Raw genomic sequence first — 20,738 nt, 5'->3', positions numbered from 1 at the left:
CTCCCCGCCGACCGGCCCCGTCACCGCGGTCGGCCCGGTCAGGTGCCGAGGGAGTTGACGAAGGTGGCGAGCTGCCGCCCGGCCTCACCGAGTTGGTCGAAGGCGTTGTTCACCACCCCGGCCGCGGCCCGCGGCGAACTCAGCAAGTAGAAGATGACGAAGGCGATGGCCACATAACGGAGGTTCTTCTTCATCAGACGCCGTCCCTGGTATAGCGCAGCGACACACTGACCCGATTCAGATTGTGCCCATCTGCTCCGACCCGCAAAGCGGGATTTTACTGTGACGGCGGGGCCAGCGGTCGATGGCCGGAGGCGAAAAAAGCCCCGCGCCCACCAGGGGCACGGGGCGGGCGGACGGTGGTCAGGGAATCGCGCTCACGAACTGTGACATCGACTCGGCGGCCCCGCCCAGACCCCCCAGACCGCTGTTGACCAGGTTGGCCGCTCCTTCGGGCCGGCTGATCACGTACCACGCGGCGAAGGCGATCGCGGCCAGCTTCATGTGCTTCTTGTTCACGGTCCACCACCCTGTGTAGTTGCCTACTCGCCTAGGGTAGTGCCCCGAGTGACGGCGATCACAGATCAACGCCGGGTAAAGATAGGGTGACCTAGCCTTCCGGTACCCCTGCCATCACTCCGCGCCCACCTGACAAAGCCCCCTTGCGGTGCAACCTGCACCGCAACCCCCGCCGGATCCCGCGCGAACGGGCTCCGACAGGGGTCGCGGAAGGGCCGGGCGGAGGCCCGTCAGGGGCCCGCCAGAAGCCCGCCGGGAGGCCGCCGGGGGCCCTCCGGGTCAGGCGGAGGTCAGGACGCGTCCGCCTCGTGCTCGGCCAGGTACTCGATGTACAGCGGGCGCAGCGCCTCGCCGACCTTCCCCTCGTCCGCGTGGGTGAACTCCTCCAGCAGCGAGGCCGCGTGCAGCAGGTCGAACTCGGCGCGGCCGACGTCGCCGCCCGCCGCCGCCGCGGCCGGGATCGACTTCAGCAGCCGCCACAGGAACCCGACGTCCTTGCGCTCCTTGGCTAGGCCCATCGCCCGGTCGTACAGCTCGGCGGTGGGAAGTTCGTCCAGCTCGGCGGCCCTGTCCGGGGTCTGTTCGGTCATGCCGCCGACTCTAGCGGCCCGGCTACTTGGTGATCACGCTCGCGGGCACCTGCCGGTCGTTCTTCAGGGCGTCGAACAGCTGGAGCGCCTTCGAGCGGTCCCAGGTGATGTAGGAGCCCGCGGCGGCCGAGGAGCCGACGCCGCCGATCGGGACGGTGGTGGTGACGCCGTCGCCGCCGGTGACGCCGCGCATGGCCCACATCATCCGGGTGAGGTCGAGCAGGTGGTCGTTCTCGTCCACCAGGAAGTTGCTGGTGGCGTTCATCGCCAGCGGGACGCTGCGGAACGGGTTGAACAGCACGCCGGGGCTGGTCGAGCGCTTCATCAGCGCCCCGAAGAACTGCCGCTGCCGCTCGACGCGGTCGAGGTCGGCGCGGCCGCCCGCGCGGGTGCGCACGTAGCCCAGCGCCTTGGCGCCGTCGAGCTCCTGGCAGCCCGCGGGCAGGTTCAGGCCCGCCTTGGGGTCCTTCATCGGCCGCTTCAGGCACATCTCCACGCCGCCGATGGCGTCCACGACGCCCACGAAGCCGCCGAAGCCGATCTCGGCGTAGTGGTCGATGCGCACGCCGGTGGTGCGCTCGACGGTCTGCACCAGCAGCTTGGGGCCGCCGAAGGCGAACGCGGCGTTCAGCTTGTTGGAGCCGCGCCCGGGGATCGGCACGTAGGAGTCGCGCGGCAGGCTGACCAGCGTGGTGCCGCCGTCGCCGTAGTGCAGCAACATCATCGAGTCGGTGCGGCGGCCCTCGGCCTTGCCGGTGGCCATGCGCTTGCGGTCGGCGGCGGTGAGGCCCTCGCGGGAGTCGGAGCCGACGATCAGCCAGTTGGTGCCGGGGGTGTCGGGCACGCGGCCCGGGTAGTCCTGCAGCACCGACTCGCGCTTGAGCCGGGAGTCGAGGTAGAAGTAGCCGCCGACGATCAGCAGCAGGAGCACGGCCAGCACCGCCAGCAGGATCTTGGGCCAGCGGCGGCCCCGGCGGCGGGTGCGCCCGGCGGGCGGGTAGTCGCCGTCGTAGCCGTCGCGGGCGTCGCCGCCGTACCCGCGGAGCTGGTCGCCCTCGTAGGCGTACGGGTCCCCCGCCGGAGCGGATGATGGCCGGTTGCGCGCCACGGGGCGTCCTCCTTGTCGTGCCCGGCCTACAGGACCGGGTCGGCGGTACTGCGGTAGACCTTAGACAAAACGGGCCGGTGCCCGCGTCCATCCGGCGCATGATGTTGACAGATCGTCATCAGCCTGTACTGCGACGGGCCCCGCCCGGCGTGTCCCCCTCACGGGGCACGCCCGGCGGCGACTACCGGTTCTCGGGGACGTCCCGGAACCCGAAGAAACCGGTGGGATAGGGGCGCGGGCCGATCGCCGGGGGCAGGTCCTCCGGGCGCAGCAGCCGCACCTCGGCCGGGCCGACGCTGCCGGGGTCCTCCCGCTCGGCCTCGGTGATCCGCCGTCCCTGCCGGGAGATGGCCCCCTCCAGCAGGTTGCGCACCAGCCGCGCGTTGCCGAACGCCTTGTCGCGCTTGTGGGCGGCCAGCCGCCGCTCCAACGTCTCCAGCACGCCGTCGGCCAGCACGAAGCCGTGGCCGCCCGCCATGTACTCGAAGATCTCGATGAGCTCCTCGTCGCTGTAGTCGGGGAAGTGCACCTTCTTGGGGAAGCGCTCGCGCAGGCCGGGGTTGGAGTTCAGGAACTCCTCCATCTGCTCGCCGTACCCGGCGACGATCACGACCAGGTCCGAGCGGTGCTCCTCCATGCGCAGCAGCAGTTCGGCGACGGCCTCGGCGCCGAAGTCGCGGCCGTCCCCGGTGGCCTGCGTCAGCGTGTACGCCTCGTCGATGAACAGCACCCCGCCCAGGGCGCGTTCGACGACGGCGCGCACGCGCGGCGCGGTCTGGCCGACGTACTCGGCGACCAGGTTGGCGCGCGTCACCTCCACCAGGTGGCCCGACGACAGCAGGCCCAGCTCGGCGTAGACGGCGGCGATCAGCCGGGCGATCGTGGTCTTGGCCGTGCCGGGGTTGCCGGTGAACACCATGTGCCGCGACGGTTGCGGCAGCCGCTGGTTGGCCCGCTCCCGCATCGGGGCGGCCTTGGCCTCGGCGACCAGGTGCTCGACCTCCTCCTTGACGGCGGCCAGCCCGATCAGCCGGGCGATCTCGCCGCGCGGGTCGTCGGAGCCGCGGCCCGGCCCGGCGGTGAGCGCGTCGGGCACGTCCTCGGGCAGGATCTCGTCGAGCCGCTCGGTGTCGTCGACCACGTCGTCGGCCAGCACCCGGCGGCCCTGCATCGCCACCGCCTGGTCGAGCAGGCCGAGCGCGAGGCCCGCGTTGGCGAAGCCGGGGCCGCGCGGCGCGGTGCGCACCAGCCGGGCCACCTTGTCGAGGGTGCCGTCGGCGAGCGCGAACCCGGCGGCGGCGGCGCGGGCGGCGAACAGCTCCACCAGCTCCTGGTCGCCGAGGTCGGGGAAGTGCACCGTCAGCGGGAACTGCGCGGCCAGGTCGGGGTTCTCGCGCAGCAGGTCGGGCAGCGCGTCCGACGGGCCGGTCAGCACCACGACCAGGTCGTCGGGGTTGGCCTGCATCGTGGTCACCAGCGCGTCCAGGGCCTCGCGGCCGTGCGCGGGGTCGGCCTTGGCCAGGTGCGCGTCGTGCACCAGCAGGACGCCGCCGTGCGCGCGTTCGGCCGCGCGCCGCATCCTCAGCGCGCTCTCGCCGGGGAAGTCGCCCTGGAGGTCGCCGCGCTCCACCTCGACCAGGTGGCCGCTGCTCAGCACGCCGAGCCCGGCGTACAGGCGGCCCAGCAGCCCGGCGACGGTGCGGCGGCCGGTGCCGGAGTTCCCGGCGAACGCCAGGTGGCGCGGGCGCGCGGAGGCGGGCATCCCGGCCTCGCGCCGCAGCTGCACGGCCTTGGCCTCGGCGACCAGCGCGTGCACCTCGTCCTTGACGGGCCCGATGCCGATCATCGCGTCGAGCTCGGCCAGCGGGTCGCCGTTGTGGCCCGACAGCGGCTGCTGCGGCAGGTCGTCACGGGTGACCCGGAGCGGGCCCTCGGCGGGCTCGCCGGACGCGCGGACGCGGGCGAGCGCGGCGGCGGCGCTCTGCGCGACGACCTGCTCGACCAGGCGCGCGCCGCGCAGGTTCAGCGTCGGCGGGGTGCGGGCCAGCAGCTCGCCCGCGACGTCGGCGGCCTCACCGGTGGTCTCCAGGCCGTGCGCGGCCAGCGCGCGGCGGAACAGCTCGGCGTGGCCGGCGGCGGTGAAGTCGGTGGTGCGGGCGACCTCGAAGGCGCGCACCAGCGCGGGGTTGACCTTGAACAGCCGCCGGTCGCCGTCCGCGCGGCACAGCGCGATCACGTCCAGGCCGGGCGAGCGCGCCATCAGCCGCCGCAGCTCCTCCACGGCCGCCGGGCCGCACCGCTCGTGGGCGGCCATCCGCTCCAGGTCGTCCACCACCAGCAACATGCGGCCCTCGACGCAGTCGCGCACGCGCGCCTGGAGCCACAGGACCGCGTCGCTCACCGTCAGCGCGGCGAACACCTGGTCCGACACCCACAACGCCTCGCGGATCGCGCCGCACTCGATCAGCGCCCGCTCGGCCAGCTCGGCGGCGGTGCCCTTCCCGGTGCCCTCGGGGCCGCTGACCAGCAGCCGCAGCGCGCGCCGTCCCGAGATCCGGCCGCCGAGCGCAGCGCGCAGCGCGCGCATCAGGTCGGGCTGGCCGACCAGCGGCTCGCCCTCCACGGCGGGCGGGACGGGCCGCGCGGCCTTGCCCTCCCCGCCGTTCTCGTCCGGCCCGTCGGCCTGCTCGGCGGCCTGCCCGGTGGCGGCCTGCTCGCTCGGGCGCGGCTCGGGCTCGGGCAGGGCGGCCAGCGCGTTGGGCACCCGGCGCGGCGCGAACAGCCGCCGCAGGTCGAGCTGGAACGCGCTGATCGGCAGGCGGCAGCGCGGGTTGGTGGCCGGGTCGGGCAGCCCCTGCACGACGCCGGTCAGGCGCGCGCCCATGTCGAGCCACGCCCGGCACGCGGCCACCTCCCCGGCGACCATGCCGCGCGCCAGCCAGCCGCGCACGTCCCGCTGCCAGCGCTCGACGGCGAACTCCGGCCGCGCGGCCCGCAGCCGCTCGCAGAGCTGCTCGTAGCCGGGCGCGCCGAGCGCGACGGCCATCTCCGGCGGGACGACGCACGCCTGCGGGTCGTCGGCCGCCGCGAGCAGCAGCCGCGCCAGCGCCGTCTCCAGCCCGTCGCCGTCGCCGACCGCCGCCAGCAGCCGCCGGTGCACCGCCGCCAGCCCCGAGCACACCCAGTCCAGGTGGCCGACGGGCCCGGCCAGCTCCGGCAGCAGCGCCAGCTCGGGCCCGGTCAGGCGGCCGGTCCACACCTCGTCCAGCCGCTCGTGCGGGACGGCGAGGTCGGCCTCGCGCAGCGCGGCGTCGGCGGCGTGCCGGTCGAACAGCGCGACCAGCGCGCGGCGGCGCGGCTCCAGCGGTTCCAGGCCCTCCAGGACGTCGAGCGCCGCGCGGGCCAGGTCGTACATCACCTGGCGGCGCTGCCGGTCGTCGCCCGCGGGCTCGCGCAACCACTGCCCCGGCGGCCGCCACCGGCCGCCCTGGCTGAACCAGGCCAGCGGGTCGCGGACGGCCGGCTCGGGGACGGCCAGGAAGGCCGACAGCACCTCGTACTCCACGTCGCCGCGCGTCCCGGCGCGCACCGCCGAGGCGCCCAGCAGGAACGTCAGCAGCGACCACAGCTCGGCCCCGGCGGTGGAGGTGTCGGCCCCGTAGAAGTCGCTGAGCTGCCGGGTCAGCACCACCGCGCGGGGATCGCCGTTGAACTCGACCGCGCGCTCGCGCAGTCTCCCGTACAGGCCGTCCGGCACCCGCCAGGGTCCGTGCGCGTAGATGTCCAGCACGGGCTCGTCGGTCAGCAGCAGTTCGAGGTCTTCCGGCAACCGGGGGGCGCTCACCTGGAGGTCCTTCTCTCTTGCCCGTCAGGGGCGGGGGACGGTGCGGTGCGGGCGACGCTGGGCGGGACGGGGGCCTGACACGGCGTCCGACAAGCACCCTACGGCGCGGTGCGATCACACACATCCTTTTGGAGCGGTCCCCGCCGGGTCGCGGGTTGGCATCGCGCGCCCGGTCCGGGATAGTTGTCGTGTGGAAAGCTTTCACCGGACTCCGGTCAGAGCACCCGACCCCGGAAGGGGACACCCCGTGCGACCACTGCAAGTGAGCACCCGCCCGCACGACGGCCACACGCTGGTCCGCCTGTGCGGCGAGCTCGACATCGCCACCGCCGAGGACCTGCGGCTGCGCCTGAGCGCCGCCCGCCGCTCCCACGGTGAGCACCTGGTGCTGGACCTCGCGGACCTGGAGTTCATGGACTCCCAGGGCCTGTCGGTCCTGGTGCACTGCTACAAGGCGGTCACCGCCGCCGGGGGCAGCTTCACGCTGGCCGCGCCCCGGCCCATCGTCCGCCGGACGCTGGAGATCACCGGCATGCACCGCCGGATGACCGTCGTCGGCTCCTTGGAAGAGGCGCTGGCCGGCACCGCCGCACCGGGCTGAGGCACCGCCTCGGACACACCGCCGCCCTTCTACTCCGCCGCCCTCCTACTCCGCCGCCCTCCTACTCCGCCGCCCCCTGAGAGAACGTCCCCGAACGCCGAACGGCCGTGCCCCGGAGATCCTTGGTCTCCGGGGCACGGCCGTCGTCGCGTTCTCGCGGTCCTACCGGGTCACAGCGGCAACCGGATCACAGCGGCAGCGGCGTCGGGCGCTTGGGCTCGCGGCCGTCGCCCGACGACCGGCCCCGCGCGCGGCGGGCGACCCACGGCAGCAGGTACGTGCGCGCCCAGTACACGTCGTCGCGGCGCAGCTCCAGCCAGCGCGCCGGGTCGACCTGCGGCCACGGCTCGCGCCAGTCGCCCTCGACGGGCACGCCGAGCACCTCGGCGACCCGCAGCGCCATCCGCCGGTGCCCCTCCGACGACAGGTGCAGCCGGTCCTCGTACCAGGCGCGCGGGTCGTTGAAGACCGGCAGCGACCACAGGTCCACCACCGTGCAGCCGCGCCGGTCGGCGATGGCCCGCAGGTGCATGTTGTAGGTGGCGGCCTTGCCGCGGATGCGGTGGCCCGAGCGCAGGCCCCGGGTGTCGAACCCGGTGAACAGCACCACCCGCGCGCCGGTGGCCCGCAACCGCCGCACCGCGCCGTCGAACTCCACCGCCAGCGCGTCGGGGTCCGAGCCGGGCCGGATGATGTCGTTGCCGCCCGCGCACAGGGTCACCAGGTCCGGCCGCAACTCCACCGCGAGCGGCACCTGGTCGGCCGCGATCTGGTGCAGCAGCTTGCCGCGCACCGCGAGGTTGGCGTACCGCAGGCCGGGGTGGGCGGCGGCCAGGTGCTCGGCCAGCCGGTCGGCCCAGCCCCGGAAGGCGTCGGCCTGGCCGGGGTAGGGATCGTTCATGCCCTCGGTGAAGCTGTCGCCGAGGGCGACGTAGGTCCCGATCGTCTCCGTCTCGTCCATCACGCTTCCCAAATGCCGGATCTGCGCTGCTTATGTGCATTCATCATGCATCGCGGGCAGCTCCCTACGCGACCGTAAGATCGTCTCCGGCGGCGAGGCGGCGTGAGGCCGGGACGGCGGCGTCGTGCGCCCGGCGACCCTCGGGTCTCCGGGCGCGCGTTCCGCTCAGCCCCGGTGGCCGACCATCCCGCCCTGGGCGGGCGGCGGGCCGCCGGCGTTCATGTGCATGGTCATGGCGTGCTTGACCAGCGTGATCAGCACGGCCTTGGTGGACTCGCGCGAGCGCGCGTCGCACTCCAGGATCGGCACGTGCGCGCTGATCGACAGCGCGTCGCGGATGTCCTCCAGGCCGTACTGGAACTCGCCGTGGAAGCCGTTGACGCCGACCACGAACGGCAGCCCCAGCTCCTCGAAGTAGTCCACCGCCGCGAAGCAGTCGGCCAGCCGCCGGGTGTCCACCAGCACGACCGCGCCGATGGCCCCCTTGACCAGGTCGTCCCACATGAACCAGAACCGGTGCTGGCCGGGCGTGCCGAACAGGTACAGGATCAGCTCGCGGTCCAGCGACACGCGGCCGAAGTCCATGGCCACGGTGGTGGTCGTCTTGTCGGGCACCGCCGACAGGTCGTCCACCTCGGCGCTGGCGGCGGTCATCACCGCCTCGGTGGTGAGCGGCATGATCTCCGACACCGAGCCGACGAAGGTCGTCTTGCCGACGCCGAATCCGCCGCCCACCACGATCTTGACCGAGGTCAGCTCGGCCTCGGGCGGGCCGGCCGGGGGGACCCGGTCAGAGCTTGCGTAGTCCACTGAGAACCCTTTCGAGCAGACGGAGGTCCGGCTGCGTACCGGCGGGACGCGACTGGTGCAGCCGCAGCAGTCCCTCGAGAGCCATGTCGGCGATCAGCACCCGCGCCACGCCCAGCGGCAGCTTCAGCAGCGCCGACACCTCGGCGACCGAGCGCGCCGAGCGGCACAGGTCCATGATCGCCCGGTACTCCGGCGTCAGCATGGCCACGTCGCGCGGCGGGTAGGGCGCCGCCGACACCAGGGCCTCGATCGCCAGGTCGTACCGCGGCCGGGTCCGGCCCCCGGTGACGGCGTAGGGCCGCACCAGGGAACTGGAGTCGTCCTCGGGCTCGGGCTGCCGGGCGGGCTGCCGCTGCTGCTGGTCGTAGCCCCAGGGGGGCCCACCGCCCGGCCCGGCGCCATAGGGACCGCCTCGATCCATCTCGCCGACCTCCGTCAGAGTCAGTCAGATCAGTAACGAGCCGGTCCGGGACCCATCTCCGGGACCGGCGGTCCCCCGTACGGCGGTTCGGAGCCGCCGCGCAGCGCCGGGGTCAGCGCCCGGCCCACCCGCTCCACCAGCAGGGTCATCTCGTAGGCCACCAGGCCCAGGTCGCAGTCGGGCGCGGCCAGCACGGCGAACACCGAGCCGTTGGCGATCGACATGACGAACAGCAGCCCGCGGTCCATCTCCACCACGGTCTGGCTCACGCCGCCCGCGTCGAAGATCTTGGCGGCGCCCTGGGTGAGGCTCATCAGCCCCGAGGCGATCGCCGAGAGCTGGTCGGCCCGCTCCGGCGGGAACCCCGCCGAGTAGGCCATCGGCAGGCCGTCGGAGGAGACCACCACGGCGTGTGCGACCTTCGGGACACGATCCGCGAAGTTCGTCACCAACCAGTTGAGATCTTGCCCGCTCACCGGGTTCCTCCTGTCTCGCCGTCGTCGTACGACGGTCCCTCACCTGTCGTGTCGCCGGGCCCGGCGTCGCGGGCCAGACGGCCCTTGTGCACACCGCGCTGCAGGCTGGCGAACCGGTTGCGCACGGTGTCGGCCGACTGGCCGCGCGGCTGTGGTGGCGCGCCGCCCGCCGTGCCGCCGGGCGTGCCGGTCGGCACGGTCGGCGGCGTGGTGTTCCCGGCGACCGCGCCCGGCACCCGGTTCTTGCCGGGCACCCGCTTGGGCAGCCCGACGGACGTGCGCTGGCCCGCCACCGGCTTGGCGGCCGCCTCGGCCGCCTGGAAACCGGCGTCGGCGGGCGAGGACCAGCCCCGGGCCAGGTCGTCGGTCGGCTCGTCGACGTCCCGGCGCTGGAACCACTCCGACTGCATCGCGTCGAAGATCGGCGACCGTTCCGGTCGCCGGCGCGGGATCTGGGGGCGTGGTCCGGGCGGGGCGGCGGGCGGCTCGGAGATGGGTTCCTCCAGCGTGAACGGCTCGGGTGCGGACGCCCCGCCGCCGGACGCGGGGGGCTCCTCCCACCGGTCCGGGCCCGCCGGCCCGGACTCGGGCACGGCCGGTTGCGGTCCGGTCTCCCAGGAGATCGGACGCCGCTGCTGGGCGGGGACCTCGGGCTGCGCCTCGGGCACGGCCGGGCGCGCGTTCTCGGGCGGCAGGTCGCGGCGCTGGTCGCGCGGGGACGCCGGGGCGCCGTTCAGCGGGGGCCGGGCGCCGTTCTGCGCGCCGCCCGGCGCCGCTCCGGCGCGGCCCGGCAGGTTGGTGCCGGGCTGGCGGACCGGCAGCTCGCCGAGGCGGCTCGCGGGCCGGTCGGCGGGCGGCGCGGCCGGCGGGACGACCGGCTGCGGGCCGGTGTCGCCGAACGACGGGACCGCGGGCACGGGGCCGGTGTCGCCGAGGGCGCGCTGCGTGCCGGTGTCCCCGGTCCGGTGGTCGCCGGTGCCGCCGAACAGCGGATGGGCGCCGGTGTCCTCGCGGGACCGCTGGTCGCGGCCGTCGTCGAACACGCCGTGCGCGCCGGTGCCCTCGGCCGCCCGGTGCTCGCCGGTGTCGCCGAACAGCGGGTGCGCGCCGGTGTTCTCGGCCATGCGGTGCTCGCCGGTGCCGGCGTACCCGTTGTCGGAGTAGCCGTTGTCGGCGTACCCGTTGTCGGAGTAGCCCGTGTCCCCGTAGCCCGTGTCGGAGTACAGGGCGTGGGCCCCGGTGTCCTCGCGCGGCCGCTGGTCGCGGGCGCCGTCGAACATCGGGTTCGCGGCGGCGCCGCCGTAGACCGGCTGCGGGCCGGAGTCTCGCACTGCGGGGAAGCCGCCGGTGTCGCCGCGCGAGCGGCGCTGGCCGGGGACGGGCTCGTCGCGCTGGAACAGCCCGTTGCCGCCCGCGCCGGCCGGACCGGCCGGGAGGGCCGCCGGGGCGGCGGGCGCGCCGAACGCGCGGGAGCCGACGCCGGGGTCGCCCGGCGCGACCAGCGCGTCCGGGAGCACCACGAACGCGGTGAGGCCGCCGCCCTGGGCGGCGCGCAGCTCGACGCGGACGCCGTGCCGGACCGCCAGGCGGCCGACCACGAACAGGCCCATGCGGCGGGCCGCCGAGAAGTCGATGACCGGGGGGTTGGCCAGGCGCCAGTTGGCCTGCTCCAGCTCCTCCGGCGACATGCCCACGCCGTTGTCGTTGATCTGGAGCATCGCGCCGCCGCCGCTGAGCAGCTGGCCCGACACGGTGACCTTGGTGTTCTCCGAGGAGAAGGTGGTGGCGTTCTCCACCAGCTCGGCCAGCAGGTGCACCAGGTCGTTGACGGCGGGGCCGGCGACGCGCATGTCGCCCTGCACGCGCAGCGCGACCCGCTCGTACTGCTCGACCTCCGACAACGAGGCGCGCACCACGTCGATCAGCGGCACCGGCTGGTTGCGCCGGCGCACCTGCTCCTGGCCGCCGAGGACCAGCAGGTTCTCGCAGTTGCGGCGCATGCGGGTGGCCAGGTGGTCCAGGCGGAACAGGTTGGCGAGCTGCTCCTCGTCGCGCTCGCTCTGCTCCAGCTCCTCGATCAGGCGCAGCTGGCGCTCGATGAGGGACTGGCTGCGGCGCGACAGGTTGACGAACATCGCGTTGATGTTGCCGCGCAGGACCGCCTCGTCGGCGGCCAGCCGGACCGCCTCGCGGTGGACCTCGTCGAAGGCGCGGGCCACCTGGCCGATCTCGTCGCTGGAGTCCACGTCGATGGGCTCGACCTCGATGCCGCCGGCGGCGGCCTCGGGGTCGCGCAGCCGGTCCACCAGGCCCGGCAGGCGGCTGCCCGCGACCTCCAGCGCGCCCGCTTGCAGGCGGCGCAGCGGCCGCACCAGCGACCGCGCGACCAGCACGGTGGTGAGCAGCACCAGGATCAGGGTGATCAGGGCGAGCGCGGCGTCGCGCAGCGCGGCGGTGGAGGCGTCGTCCTCCAGCGCGGTGGTGCGCTCGGTCAGCGTGCGGGCCAGGCCCGCCTCCACGGTGCGGGTGCGGTCGACCTTGAAGGACATGTCGCGGGTCCACTCGGCGGCGTTGCGCCAGCCGAGCGGCCGCACCGCCAGCGTCCGGCTCGCCCGCGCGCGGTACAGCGCGGTCACCCGCGTGTACTCGGCGCGGTCGATCTCGGGGCCGGTGACGGTGTCGTCGTAGCGCTGGCGCTGCTCGGCGGTGGAGGCCGACCGGAACGAGGCCAGCGCGCTCTCCCACTCGGTGCGCGCCTTCTCCAGCGCGGTCAGGTCGCCCTGCTCGAAGCGGCCCGCCCACAGCGCGGTGGCCACCAGGGCGCGCTCGCGGGAGGCGGCGTCCTTGGCGCGCGACAGCGCCGACAGCGCCAGCGCGTTCTGCGCCAGGTCGGTGCGCGGGGCGTTCTGCGCCACCTGGACGTGGAAGTTGTTCACGTCGGTGATGAACGAGGTGTACTTGTCCACGATCACGCTCGGCGGGAGCTGGCCCGCCAGGCGGCGCAGCGCGGGCAGCACCTCGATGCGGGTCACCACGTTGCCGACGGTCAGCCGCAGGCTGGTGGAGTCGCCGGTCTCGACCTGCGCGGCCGCGGCGCGGACCTTGGCGGCGGCGTCGTCCACCGCGCGCTGCCGGGCGCTCATCTCGGCCAGGTCGAGGCCCGTGCGCGTGCCGCCCGCGGCGAACTGGACGCGGGTGTCGCGCTCGTTCTCCAGCTCGTGGGCGAGCACCGCCATCCGCTCACCGAGCGTGGCGAGCCGCTCCAGCCGCTGGAAGGACTCGGCGTTGTCCAGCGAGACCGAGACCCGGTAGCCCGCCAGCGCCGCGGCGACCAGCGTCGGGATCGCGATCAGCGCGAAGAGCCGGGCGCGCACGCGCCAGTTGCGCAGCCGGAACCGGCCGGCGGGCGAGCCGCGCCGCGCGGTCTCCGCGCTGGTCGGCGGGGATGCCTGGGGTGTCTCTGGGGGCTCTGGCGCCCCTTGCGCTTTCCGCACTGCCCTCCGCTACCTCTCACCGCGCTGTCTGCTTCCCGGCGCATCCGCGACCTGGGTCCCTCGTCGCGCGTCCTGTCGCTCCCGTCGCGCCAGACGAGCGCCGAACATTGCAACACAGAGCGAGCGACGAGGCCAAGCGGAATGATCACAATGGTGGGAATTTGTGCCGCATTGCCCGGCTGTGTCACAAACTGCTAACTATCCGGACGGTCGCCGGACGGGCCGGCCGGACGCCCCGGAGGGTTCTGCGGGGGTGCGCTACGCTCCCGGGCGTTTCCGACGAATCATCGCACAAGGTGGCAGTGTTGCTTGAACTCGCTGGTCTGACCCATTCCTACGCCGACGGGCACCTCGCCATCGACTCGCTGGACCTGACCGTCCGCGACGGCGAACTGGTCAGCATCGTCGGCCCCTCCGGCTGCGGCAAGTCCACCCTGCTGCGCTGCATCGCCGGGCTGATCCGCCCCACCGGCGGCACCGTGACCCTGGACGGCGAGGCGATCGTCGGCGTGCCCGACAACCTCGCGGTGGTGTTCCAGGACTACAGCCGCTCGTTGTTCCCCTGGCTGACGGTCCGCGACAACGTGGCGCTCCCGCTGCGGCGGCGCGGCAAGTCCAAGCAGGAGCGCCGCGAGGCCGCGCTGGAGGCGCTGGAGGAGGTCGGCCTCGCCGACGCCGCCCGCAAGTACCCCTGGCAGCTGTCGGGCGGCATGCAGCAGCGGGTGTCGATCGCCCGCGCGCTGGCCTACCGGCCGTCGCTGCTGCTGATGGACGAGCCGTTCGGCTCGGTGGACGCGCAGACCCGCGAGGACCTGGAGGACCTGGTCCTGAAGGTGCACCGCGCGGAGAAGATGACGATCCTGCTGGTCACCCACGACATCGACGAGAGCGTCTACGTCGGCGACCGCGTGGTCATCCTCGGCAAGTCCCCCACCGGCGTGCGCGCCGACCTGCCGGTGACGCTGCCCGCCGAGCGCGACCAGATCGAGACGCGGGGGCTGCCGGAGTTCGTGCGGCTGCGCGCGGAGGTGGGCCGCCTGGTCCGCGGCGGCGCGACCGAGGCCGACGCCAAGAGCGACGCCAAGACCGACGCCGACACCGAGGCCGACACCGAGGCCGACGCCGCCGACAAGGCGGAGGACAAGGCCGAGGACAAGGCCGAGGACAAGGCCGAGGACAAGGCCGAGAGCAAGCCCGAGGGCAAGGCCGACGTCGTCAAGAAGCCCGACACCACCAAGACCAGCATCGCGGCCGCCGCCGCCAAGAAGCCCGCCGCCAAGAAGGCGGAGCAGGCCACCGGCGAGACCGACGCCAAGACCACCGGCGAGACCACCGCCACAACCACCGGCAAGGACGAGGCCGTCGCCGCGAAGGCGGCCCCCTCGGGCGACAAGCCGGCCTGACGCCCCCGCGGCGGCGCGGACGCTCCCCCTCTCCCACCCCTTCCGCGCCGCCCCGTCGCCGCGCCGCCACAGGGCGTCGCGACCCGGACCGCGCTGCGTCACCGGCCGGTGACCAGGCGAGACGCTTCGCGATTCGTCCATCAAGATGTGATCTCTACGCCCCGGTACGCGAGGAAACCTGCGCTACGCTCCCGGATCGTTGAAAGATCACTTTCATCCCTGTTCTTCCCCCCGCGTGCTGGAGCATCACCATGTCTGCAGTCCACCGTCGATCGGCCGCGCTGTCCGGCGTCCTCGCCCTCGCCCTGGCGGCCACCGCCGCCTGCGGCGGCGACGAGCCCAAGTCCGCCAGCGGGCTGGAGAAGTCCGAGATCACCGTCGGCACCATGGCGGTCGCCGACACCGCCCCGTTGCAGCTGGCCATCTCCAAGGGCCTGTTCAAGGCCGAGGGCCTGAAGGTCAAGACCCAGGTCATCGCCGGTGGCTCCCTGGCCGTGCCCAAGCTCAAGGGCGGCCAGTTCGACATCTCCTTCGGCAACTACGTGTCGCTGTTGTCGGCCGCGGCCAAGAACGACTTCAAGCCGAAGATCCTTGCCGAGGGCTTCCAGAGCGGTCCCAAGACCCACGTGCTGCTGGTGCCCAAGGACTCCAAGATCCAGTCGGTGAAGGACCTGGCCGGCAAGAAGATCGCCGTCAACACCAAGCGCAACATCAGCACCCTGCTGGTGCGCGCGGCCGCCAAGCCGACCGGCCTGGAGCTGGACGAGGACAAGAACTTCGTCGAGGTCGCCCCGCCCGCCATGGAGGCGGCGCTGAAGTCCGGGAGCGTGGACGCCGTCCAGGCCATCGAGCCGTTCGGCACCCAGATCCAGAGCTCGCTGGGCGCGCGCCTGCTGGCCGACCTGTCCACCGGCCCGACCGCCGACTTCCCGATCGCCGGCTACGCCTCCAGCGAGAAGTTCGCCGCCGACAACCCCAAGACCGTCGCGGCCTTCCAGCGCGCGCTGGCCAAGGCGCAGGGCATGGCCGCCGACCGCAAGGTCGTGCAGGACGTCCTGCCGACCTACGCCAAGGGCATCGACGCCAAGGTCGCCGGGACGATGAGCTTCGGCACCTACCCGACCTCGCTGAGCGACACCCGGCTCCAGCGCGTCGCCGACGTGATGCAGCAGTTCAAGTACGTCGACTCCCGCCTCGAGGTCAAGCCGCTGCTGGCCGGCGGCTCATGAGCCCCCGCCGGTCGCTGCTCGGCGCCGTCGGCGTCCTCGGGACGGTCGCCGTCGTCGAGATCGTGAGCCGCACCGGCCTGGTCGACGCCACCGCGCTGCCGCCGGCCTCCACCATCCTGGCGGAGGCCGGCCGGCTGGCCGCCGACTCGGAGTTCCTGGTCGACGTGGTCGCCTCCCTGCGGACCTGGGCCGCGGGCCTGCTGCTGGCCGTCGCGGTCGCGGTGCCGCTGGGCCTGCTGCTGGGCTCGGTGCCCGTGCTCGACACGGCCGCGCGGGCGCTGGTGGAGCTGTGCCGCCCGATCCCGTCGGTGGCGCTGATCCCGCTGGCGACGGTGCTGATCTCCTCGAGCACCGGGGCGACGGTCGCGGTGGTGTTCTACGCCTCGCTCTGGCCCATCCTGATCAACACCCTGTACGCGCTGCGCGACGTGGACCCGGTCGCCAAGGAGACGCTGACCTCGTTCGGGTTCGGCCGCCTGGCGGTGTTGTGGCGGGTCACCCTGCCGAGCGCCGCGCCGTTCATCGCCACCGGCGTGCGCATCTCCGCCTCGGTCGCGCTGCTGGTGACCATCAGCACCGAGCTGCTGGCGGGCGGCTTCGACGGCATCGGCCTGTTCCTGACCGAGAGCCAGGCCGGCGGCGGCCGTCCCGAGATCATGCTCGCGGTGGCCTGCTGGTCGGGCGTGCTCGGGCTGCTGATCAACGCGCTGCTGGTCGGCGCCGAACGGGTGGCGTTCCGCTGGAACAACGCCAAGGTCGAGGGGATCGCATGAGGGCCGTGCGCGCGCTGCGCGGGACCGCGGGACGGGCGTGGCTGGTGGTCGCGCTGATCGCGGCCTGGGAGCTGGTCACCCGGCTGGTGAAGTCGGGCGACTTCCCGCCCCCTTCGACGATCGTCGCGCAGTTGCGGGAGTTGTGGTTCTCCGGCCCGGCCTCGCGCGCCTTCCTCACCGACAAGGCGGTGGACGACTTCTCCACCAGCCTGGGGCACCTGTTCGCCGGCTGGCTGCTGGCGGGCCTGGCGGGCGTGGTGCTGGGCACCGCGATCGGCCGCTCGGCGACGCTGCACGCCCTGCTGGACCCGGTGATGCAGTTCGCGCGGGCCGTCCCGCCCGCGACGCTGCTGCCGTTCTTCCTGATCGTCTTCCAGCTCACCACCACGATGTACGTGGTGACGATCGCGTTCGGCGTGATCTGGCCGGTGCTGCTCAACACCACCGACGGCGTGCGCACCGTGGAGCGGCTCCAGCTGGAGACCGCCCGGGTGTTCGGCATCTCGCCGCTGCGCCGGCTGCTGGTCGTCATCCTGCCCGCGGCGGCCCCGAAGATCTTCGCCGGGCTGCGGGTCAGCCTGTCGTTCGCGCTGATCCTGATGGTGCTGTCGGAGCTGACCGGCTCCACCGCCGGGCTGGGCGCGCGGCTGCTGAGCGCGCAGCGCGACTTCGAGACCGAGCAGCTGTGGGCCGGCATCGTCATGCTGGGCGTGCTGGGCTGGCTGTTCAACGGAGCGTTCATGCTGCTGGAGCGGCGCCTGCTGCGCTGGCACTCCGGCGCGCAGCGCCTGACCTCCTGACCGGAAAGGAACAACGATGCGCGTCCTCATCGTCGGCGCGGGCATCGGCGGTCTGACGACCGCGCTGAGCCTGCACGCCGCCGGGATCGAGGCCACGGTCGTCGACGCGGCGGGCGAGCTGCGCCCGCTCGGCGTCGGCATCAACGTGCTGCCGCACGCGGTGCGGGAGCTGACCGAGCTGGGGCTCGGCGAGCGCATGGCGGCGCTCGGCATCGAGACCGCCGAGATGGTGCACTTCGACGGGCGCGGCGGCCGCATCTGGGGCGAGCCGCGCGGCCGCGCGCTCGGCTACGACTGGCCGCAGTACTCGGTGCACCGCGGCGACCTCCAGATGGTGCTGCTCGACGCGGTGCGCGAGCGGCTCGGCGCGGGCGCGGTCCGGGCCGGGACCGCCTGCGAGGGCTTCGAGGAGGACGGCGACGTCGTGCGGGTCCGGTTGCGCGACCGCACGTCGGGCACCGTGGAGACCGTCGAGACCGACGTGCTGGTCGGCGCGGACGGCCTGCACTCGACGGTGCGCGCGGCGCTGCACCCGGGCGAGGGCGCGCCGCGCTGGAACGGCATCCGCATGTGGCGTGGCGTCACCGAGGGCGAGCCGTTCCTGACCGGCGCGACGCTGGCGGTGGCGGGCAGCAACGCCGCCGCCAAGCTGGTCGTCTACCCGATCGCCCGGCGCGACGGGGGCCGCCAGCTGCTCAACTGGGTCGCCGAGGTCAAGATCCCCGACGACCGGCTGTCGGAGTTCGCCGACTGGAACCGCGCGGGCCGCCTTGAGGACGTGCTGCCGCACTTCGCGGACTGGACGTTCGACTGGCTGGACGTCCCGGCGCTGCTGTCGCGCACCGACCGCATCCTGGAATACCCCATGGTCGACCGCGACCCGCTGCCGTCCTGGGGCCGGGGCCGGGTCACGCTGCTGGGCGACGCCGCGCACCCGATGTACCCGATCGGGTCCAACGGCGGGTCGCAGGCCGTCATCGACGCCCGCGTCCTGGCCTGGGAGCTGGCCCGCGCCGACAGCCCCGAGAAGGGCCTGGCGGCCTACGAGCTGGAGCGCCGCGAGAAGGTCAACACGATCGTGCTGGCCTGCCGCGACATGCCCGCCGACCGCGTGCTGCACACCGTCAGCGAGCGCGCCCCCGGCGGCTTCGAGCGCATCGAGGACGTGCTGAGCGCGCAGGAGCTGGAGACCATCACCGGCGCCTACCGGCAGACGTCCTTCTCCGACGTGGCGGCCCTGAACGCCCGCCCCTCCCTCACCCCCTGACCCGAAAGCGCCCTCGCCTCTGCCCCCGTCGCAACGGGGGCAGAGGCGTATCGGTCGCTATTTGGCGTCGGCGTAGGAATCCACCACGACCGCCTCCATCGGGAACACCACGGGCGTGTCGCCGAACAGCAGCCGCCGGGCGTCCTGCGCCGACGCGCGGACGGCGTCGGCGACCTCGGCGGCCAGCTCGGCGGGCGCGTGCACGATCACCTCGTCGTGCTGGAAGAACACCAGGCGCGGCGCTCCCATCCGGGCCAGCCGCAGCCGCAACGTGCCGAGCAGCGCCAGCGCCCAGTCGGCGGCGGTCGCCTGCACCACGAAGTTGCGCGTGAAGCGGCCCCGGCTGCGCAGCGCCGACGCCGACCGGTCGTCCTCATCGGTGGAGGTCAGCGCCCGCCAGTCGGCCGAGGGCGGCGGACAGGTGCGGCCGAGCAGGGACCGCACCAGGTGGCCCCGCTCCCCCGCCCGCGCCGCCGCCTCGACGTAGCCGAACGCGTCGGGGAACCGGTTCTTCAGCACCGCCAGGAACTGCACCGCGTCGCCGGTGCCGCCCCCGTACATCGCCGACAGCAGCGCCAGCTTCGCCTTGTCGCGGGCGGTCAGCTCGCCGCCGTCGGTGAAGGCGTGCGACAGCGCGGCGTACAGGTCGCCGTGCGCGGCGGCGTCGGCGAACGCGCGGTCTCCGGCGAGCGCGGCCAGCACGCGCGGTTCGAGCTGGGCGGCGTCGGCGACCACCAGGGACCAGCCGGGGTCGGCGACCACGGCCTGCCGCAACACGCGCGGGATCTGCAACGCGCCGCCGCCGTTGGTGGCCCAGCGGCCCGACACCACGCCGCCGACCACGTACTCGGGGCGGAACCGCCCGTCCCGCACCCAGGTGTCGAGCCACGTCCAGCCGTGCGCGGTGTGCAGTCGCGACAGCTCCTTGTACTCCAGCAGCAGCGGCACCGCCGGGTGGTCGAGCCGTTTGAGCACGTGCGCGCGGGTGGAGGTGATAGGCTGCCCGGCGGCGGCGAACGCCTTGACGATCTGCACCGGAGAGTCGGGGTTGACGTGCACGCGCGGCCCGAACGCGGCGCTGATCCGGTCGGCCAGCTCCTGGAGGCGGCGCGGCCGCAGCCCGCCGGACGGCCGGGGGCCGAGCAGGTCGGTGAGCAGGGCGTCGTGCCGCTCGCGCGACCAGGGCAGCCCGTCGTGGCCCATCTCGGCGGCCACCAGCGACCCCGCCGACTCGGCCGCCGCCAGCAGCGCGAACCCGTCCAGGCCCGCGACGCGGCGCTGCTGCTCGGCGTGCACGGCGACGATCTGCTCCAGGTCGTCGCCGCCCGGGAGCGGCTCCTCCGCGCTGAACGACGCCGTGTCGAACAGCGACGCCTGCGGCCCCTGCTCGCCGGGCGGGGGCGCGTCCTCGGGCACCGGCTCGCCGCGCAGCCGCGCCCACGCCGCCGCGACCGACCGGGGCTCGCCGTAGCGGCCCGCGTGGCCCGACAGCAGGCTCTCGACCAGCTCCAGGTCATGGCAGCGCTCGACCCGCACCCCGGCGGCCAGCAGGCGCGGGTACAGGCGCGCGGTGGCGGGCCAGACCCAGCGGGGCGCGCCGCCGTCGCCCCGTTCGGCCCGCTCCCGCGCCGCGACGGCGGCGGCCAGGTCGGGCACGGTCTCGGCCGGACCGGCGGGCGTGCCGTCCTCGGCGAGGGGGCGCAGCCGTCCCCCGCCGTCCGCCCCGGCGGCCACCGCGATCCTCACCTACGCATTGTCGCGCCCGGCACTGACAGAACAGCACGCCGGAAGCACGACAGCCCCTCCCGCGCCCCGAGAGGGGGGCGCGGGAGGGGCCGGCGCGGCTTGGACGATCAACGATCAGGGCGGCAGGGGGCGCGGTGCAGGGAGGCCGCGCCCCGGCGGGTCACGCCGCCAGCGGGACCTGCTGGCCGGCCGGGGCCGAGCCGTACCGGTCCACGACCTTGTTCAGTTCGAGCTGGTAGTACAGGACGCCGAAGCCGAAGATGCCCAGCAGGAAGCCCAGCCCGCCGCTGCAGGTGCCCTGGAGGCCCGCCGCGCGCTGCGCCTGGGCGATGCGCCCGGCCATCTTCACCCACATCACCAGCGGCCAGATGCCGAGGGTGACGAAGCCGAAGATCATCGACAGCAGCGCGTTGGTGGCCGCGTCGCCGGTGCGGCGGTCGTAGGCGTACAGCTCGGCGTGGGTCTTGTAGAACCAGACCAGGCCGTAGATCCCCAAAGTGATCATCGGCAGGCCGAGCCAGGCGGCCAGCGGGTTGCGGCGCTTCATGTTGTGGCCCGCGCCGGCGGCGTGCTGGGGGGCGTGCTGCTGGGCGGGAACGGGCGCGTGCCCGCCCTGGTACTGGTGGTGCGGCGCGTGTTGCGGCTGGTGGGGCTGCGCCTGTCCCGGCTGGGGGTAGCTCATGGGGGAAGACTGTA

Annotated in this window: 17 protein-coding genes and 1 pseudogene; 6 read left to right on the top strand and 12 right to left on the bottom strand. The window is 74.0% G+C overall.

What is annotated here, in order from left to right; genetic code table 11:
• Window positions 1-38: 38 nt before the first annotated feature.
• The 5 genes from AH6_RS44740 to AH6_RS20070 form a co-directional block, all read right to left on the bottom strand.
• Entirely contained in the window at window positions 39-194 is a 156-nt protein-coding gene (locus tag AH6_RS44740; protein ID WP_169807883.1) for a hypothetical protein, read from the bottom strand.
• Between the two features lie 169 nt (window positions 195-363).
• A complete protein-coding gene (locus AH6_RS43895; protein WP_157431595.1) occupies window positions 364-519 on the bottom strand; it encodes a hypothetical protein in 156 nt (51 codons plus the stop codon).
• Window positions 520-809: 290 nt separating this feature from the next.
• Window positions 810-1,109: a hypothetical protein gene (locus AH6_RS20080; protein WP_067482025.1), complete on the bottom strand. Its 300-nt coding sequence runs from the start codon at window positions 1,107-1,109 to the stop codon at window positions 810-812.
• 22 nt (window positions 1,110-1,131) lie between these two features.
• Window positions 1,132-2,217 carry an LCP family protein gene (locus AH6_RS20075; RefSeq protein WP_067482023.1) on the bottom strand — a complete coding sequence of 362 codons (1,086 nt, stop codon included), beginning with the start codon at window positions 2,215-2,217 and terminating at the stop codon, window positions 1,132-1,134.
• Window positions 2,218-2,398: 181 nt separating this feature from the next.
• Window positions 2,399-6,061, bottom strand: coding sequence for an AAA family ATPase (locus AH6_RS20070; RefSeq protein WP_067482021.1), 3,663 nt, complete (start codon window positions 6,059-6,061; stop codon window positions 2,399-2,401).
• Between the two features lie 247 nt (window positions 6,062-6,308).
• Between AH6_RS20070 and AH6_RS44735 the strand changes: the two genes are divergently transcribed.
• Complete coding sequence (locus tag AH6_RS44735) at window positions 6,309-6,662, top strand: STAS domain-containing protein (RefSeq protein ID WP_067482019.1); 354 nt, start codon at window positions 6,309-6,311, stop codon at window positions 6,660-6,662.
• Between the two features lie 187 nt (window positions 6,663-6,849).
• Here the strand turns inward: AH6_RS44735 and AH6_RS20060 are convergent, their stop codons facing one another.
• The 5 genes from AH6_RS20060 to AH6_RS20040 all read right to left on the bottom strand — a co-directional run bounded on the left by AH6_RS20060 (window position 6,850) and on the right by AH6_RS20040 (window position 12,704).
• Window positions 6,850-7,623, bottom strand: coding sequence for an SGNH/GDSL hydrolase family protein (locus tag AH6_RS20060; protein ID WP_067482017.1), 774 nt, complete (start codon window positions 7,621-7,623; stop codon window positions 6,850-6,852).
• 165 nt (window positions 7,624-7,788) lie between these two features.
• The gene (locus tag AH6_RS20055; RefSeq protein ID WP_067482119.1) at window positions 7,789-8,379 is read right to left on the bottom strand and encodes a GTP-binding protein; all 591 of its coding nucleotides are present in this window, start codon (window positions 8,377-8,379) and stop codon (window positions 7,789-7,791) included.
• Between the two features lie 34 nt (window positions 8,380-8,413).
• A complete protein-coding gene (locus AH6_RS20050; RefSeq protein ID WP_067482015.1) occupies window positions 8,414-8,854 on the bottom strand; it encodes a DUF742 domain-containing protein in 441 nt (146 codons plus the stop codon).
• Between the two features lie 29 nt (window positions 8,855-8,883).
• Window positions 8,884-9,330, bottom strand: coding sequence for a roadblock/LC7 domain-containing protein (locus AH6_RS20045; protein WP_067482013.1), 447 nt, complete (start codon window positions 9,328-9,330; stop codon window positions 8,884-8,886).
• Window positions 9,327-12,704 (bottom strand): nitrate- and nitrite sensing domain-containing protein, encoded by a 3,378-nt coding sequence (locus AH6_RS20040; RefSeq protein ID WP_067482011.1) that lies wholly within the window; start codon window positions 12,702-12,704, stop codon window positions 9,327-9,329. The genes AH6_RS20045 and AH6_RS20040 overlap by 4 nt, the downstream gene beginning before the upstream one ends.
• A gap of 425 nt (window positions 12,705-13,129) precedes the next feature.
• On the opposite strand from AH6_RS20040, the pseudogene AH6_RS20035 reads away from it, so the two are divergent.
• The 5 genes and pseudogenes from AH6_RS20035 to AH6_RS20015 all read left to right on the top strand — a co-directional run.
• A pseudogene (locus AH6_RS20035) lies at window positions 13,130-13,873 on the top strand (ABC transporter ATP-binding protein); the annotation flags it as partial.
• Window positions 13,874-14,478: 605 nt separating this feature from the next.
• Window positions 14,479-15,456: an ABC transporter substrate-binding protein gene (locus AH6_RS20030; protein ID WP_067482009.1), complete on the top strand. Its 978-nt coding sequence runs from the start codon at window positions 14,479-14,481 to the stop codon at window positions 15,454-15,456.
• Window positions 15,453-16,229 carry an ABC transporter permease gene (locus AH6_RS20025; RefSeq protein WP_067482007.1) on the top strand — a complete coding sequence of 259 codons (777 nt, stop codon included), beginning with the start codon at window positions 15,453-15,455 and terminating at the stop codon, window positions 16,227-16,229. The genes AH6_RS20030 and AH6_RS20025 overlap by 4 nt, the downstream gene beginning before the upstream one ends.
• Window positions 16,226-17,029 carry an ABC transporter permease gene (locus tag AH6_RS20020; RefSeq protein ID WP_067482005.1) on the top strand — a complete coding sequence of 268 codons (804 nt, stop codon included), beginning with the start codon at window positions 16,226-16,228 and terminating at the stop codon, window positions 17,027-17,029. The genes AH6_RS20025 and AH6_RS20020 overlap by 4 nt, the downstream gene beginning before the upstream one ends.
• A 16-nt stretch (window positions 17,030-17,045) precedes the next feature.
• The gene (locus tag AH6_RS20015; protein WP_067482002.1) at window positions 17,046-18,296 is read left to right on the top strand and encodes a flavin-dependent oxidoreductase; all 1,251 of its coding nucleotides are present in this window, start codon (window positions 17,046-17,048) and stop codon (window positions 18,294-18,296) included.
• A gap of 57 nt (window positions 18,297-18,353) precedes the next feature.
• Here the strand turns inward: AH6_RS20015 and AH6_RS20010 are convergent, their stop codons facing one another.
• Both AH6_RS20010 and AH6_RS20005 read right to left on the bottom strand, forming a co-directional pair.
• A complete protein-coding gene (locus AH6_RS20010) occupies window positions 18,354-20,042 on the bottom strand; it encodes a bifunctional 3'-5' exonuclease/DNA polymerase (RefSeq protein WP_067482000.1) in 1,689 nt (562 codons plus the stop codon).
• Window positions 20,043-20,202: 160 nt separating this feature from the next.
• Window positions 20,203-20,724 carry a DUF4234 domain-containing protein gene (locus AH6_RS20005; protein ID WP_067481998.1) on the bottom strand — a complete coding sequence of 174 codons (522 nt, stop codon included), beginning with the start codon at window positions 20,722-20,724 and terminating at the stop codon, window positions 20,203-20,205.
• Window positions 20,725-20,738 lie beyond the last annotated feature (14 nt).

This window comes from Actinomadura hibisca NBRC 15177, assembly GCF_001552635.1.
GTDB lineage: Bacteria > Actinomycetota > Actinomycetes > Streptosporangiales > Streptosporangiaceae > Spirillospora > Spirillospora hibisca.
This window is presented reverse-complemented; position numbering and strand designations above follow the sequence as displayed.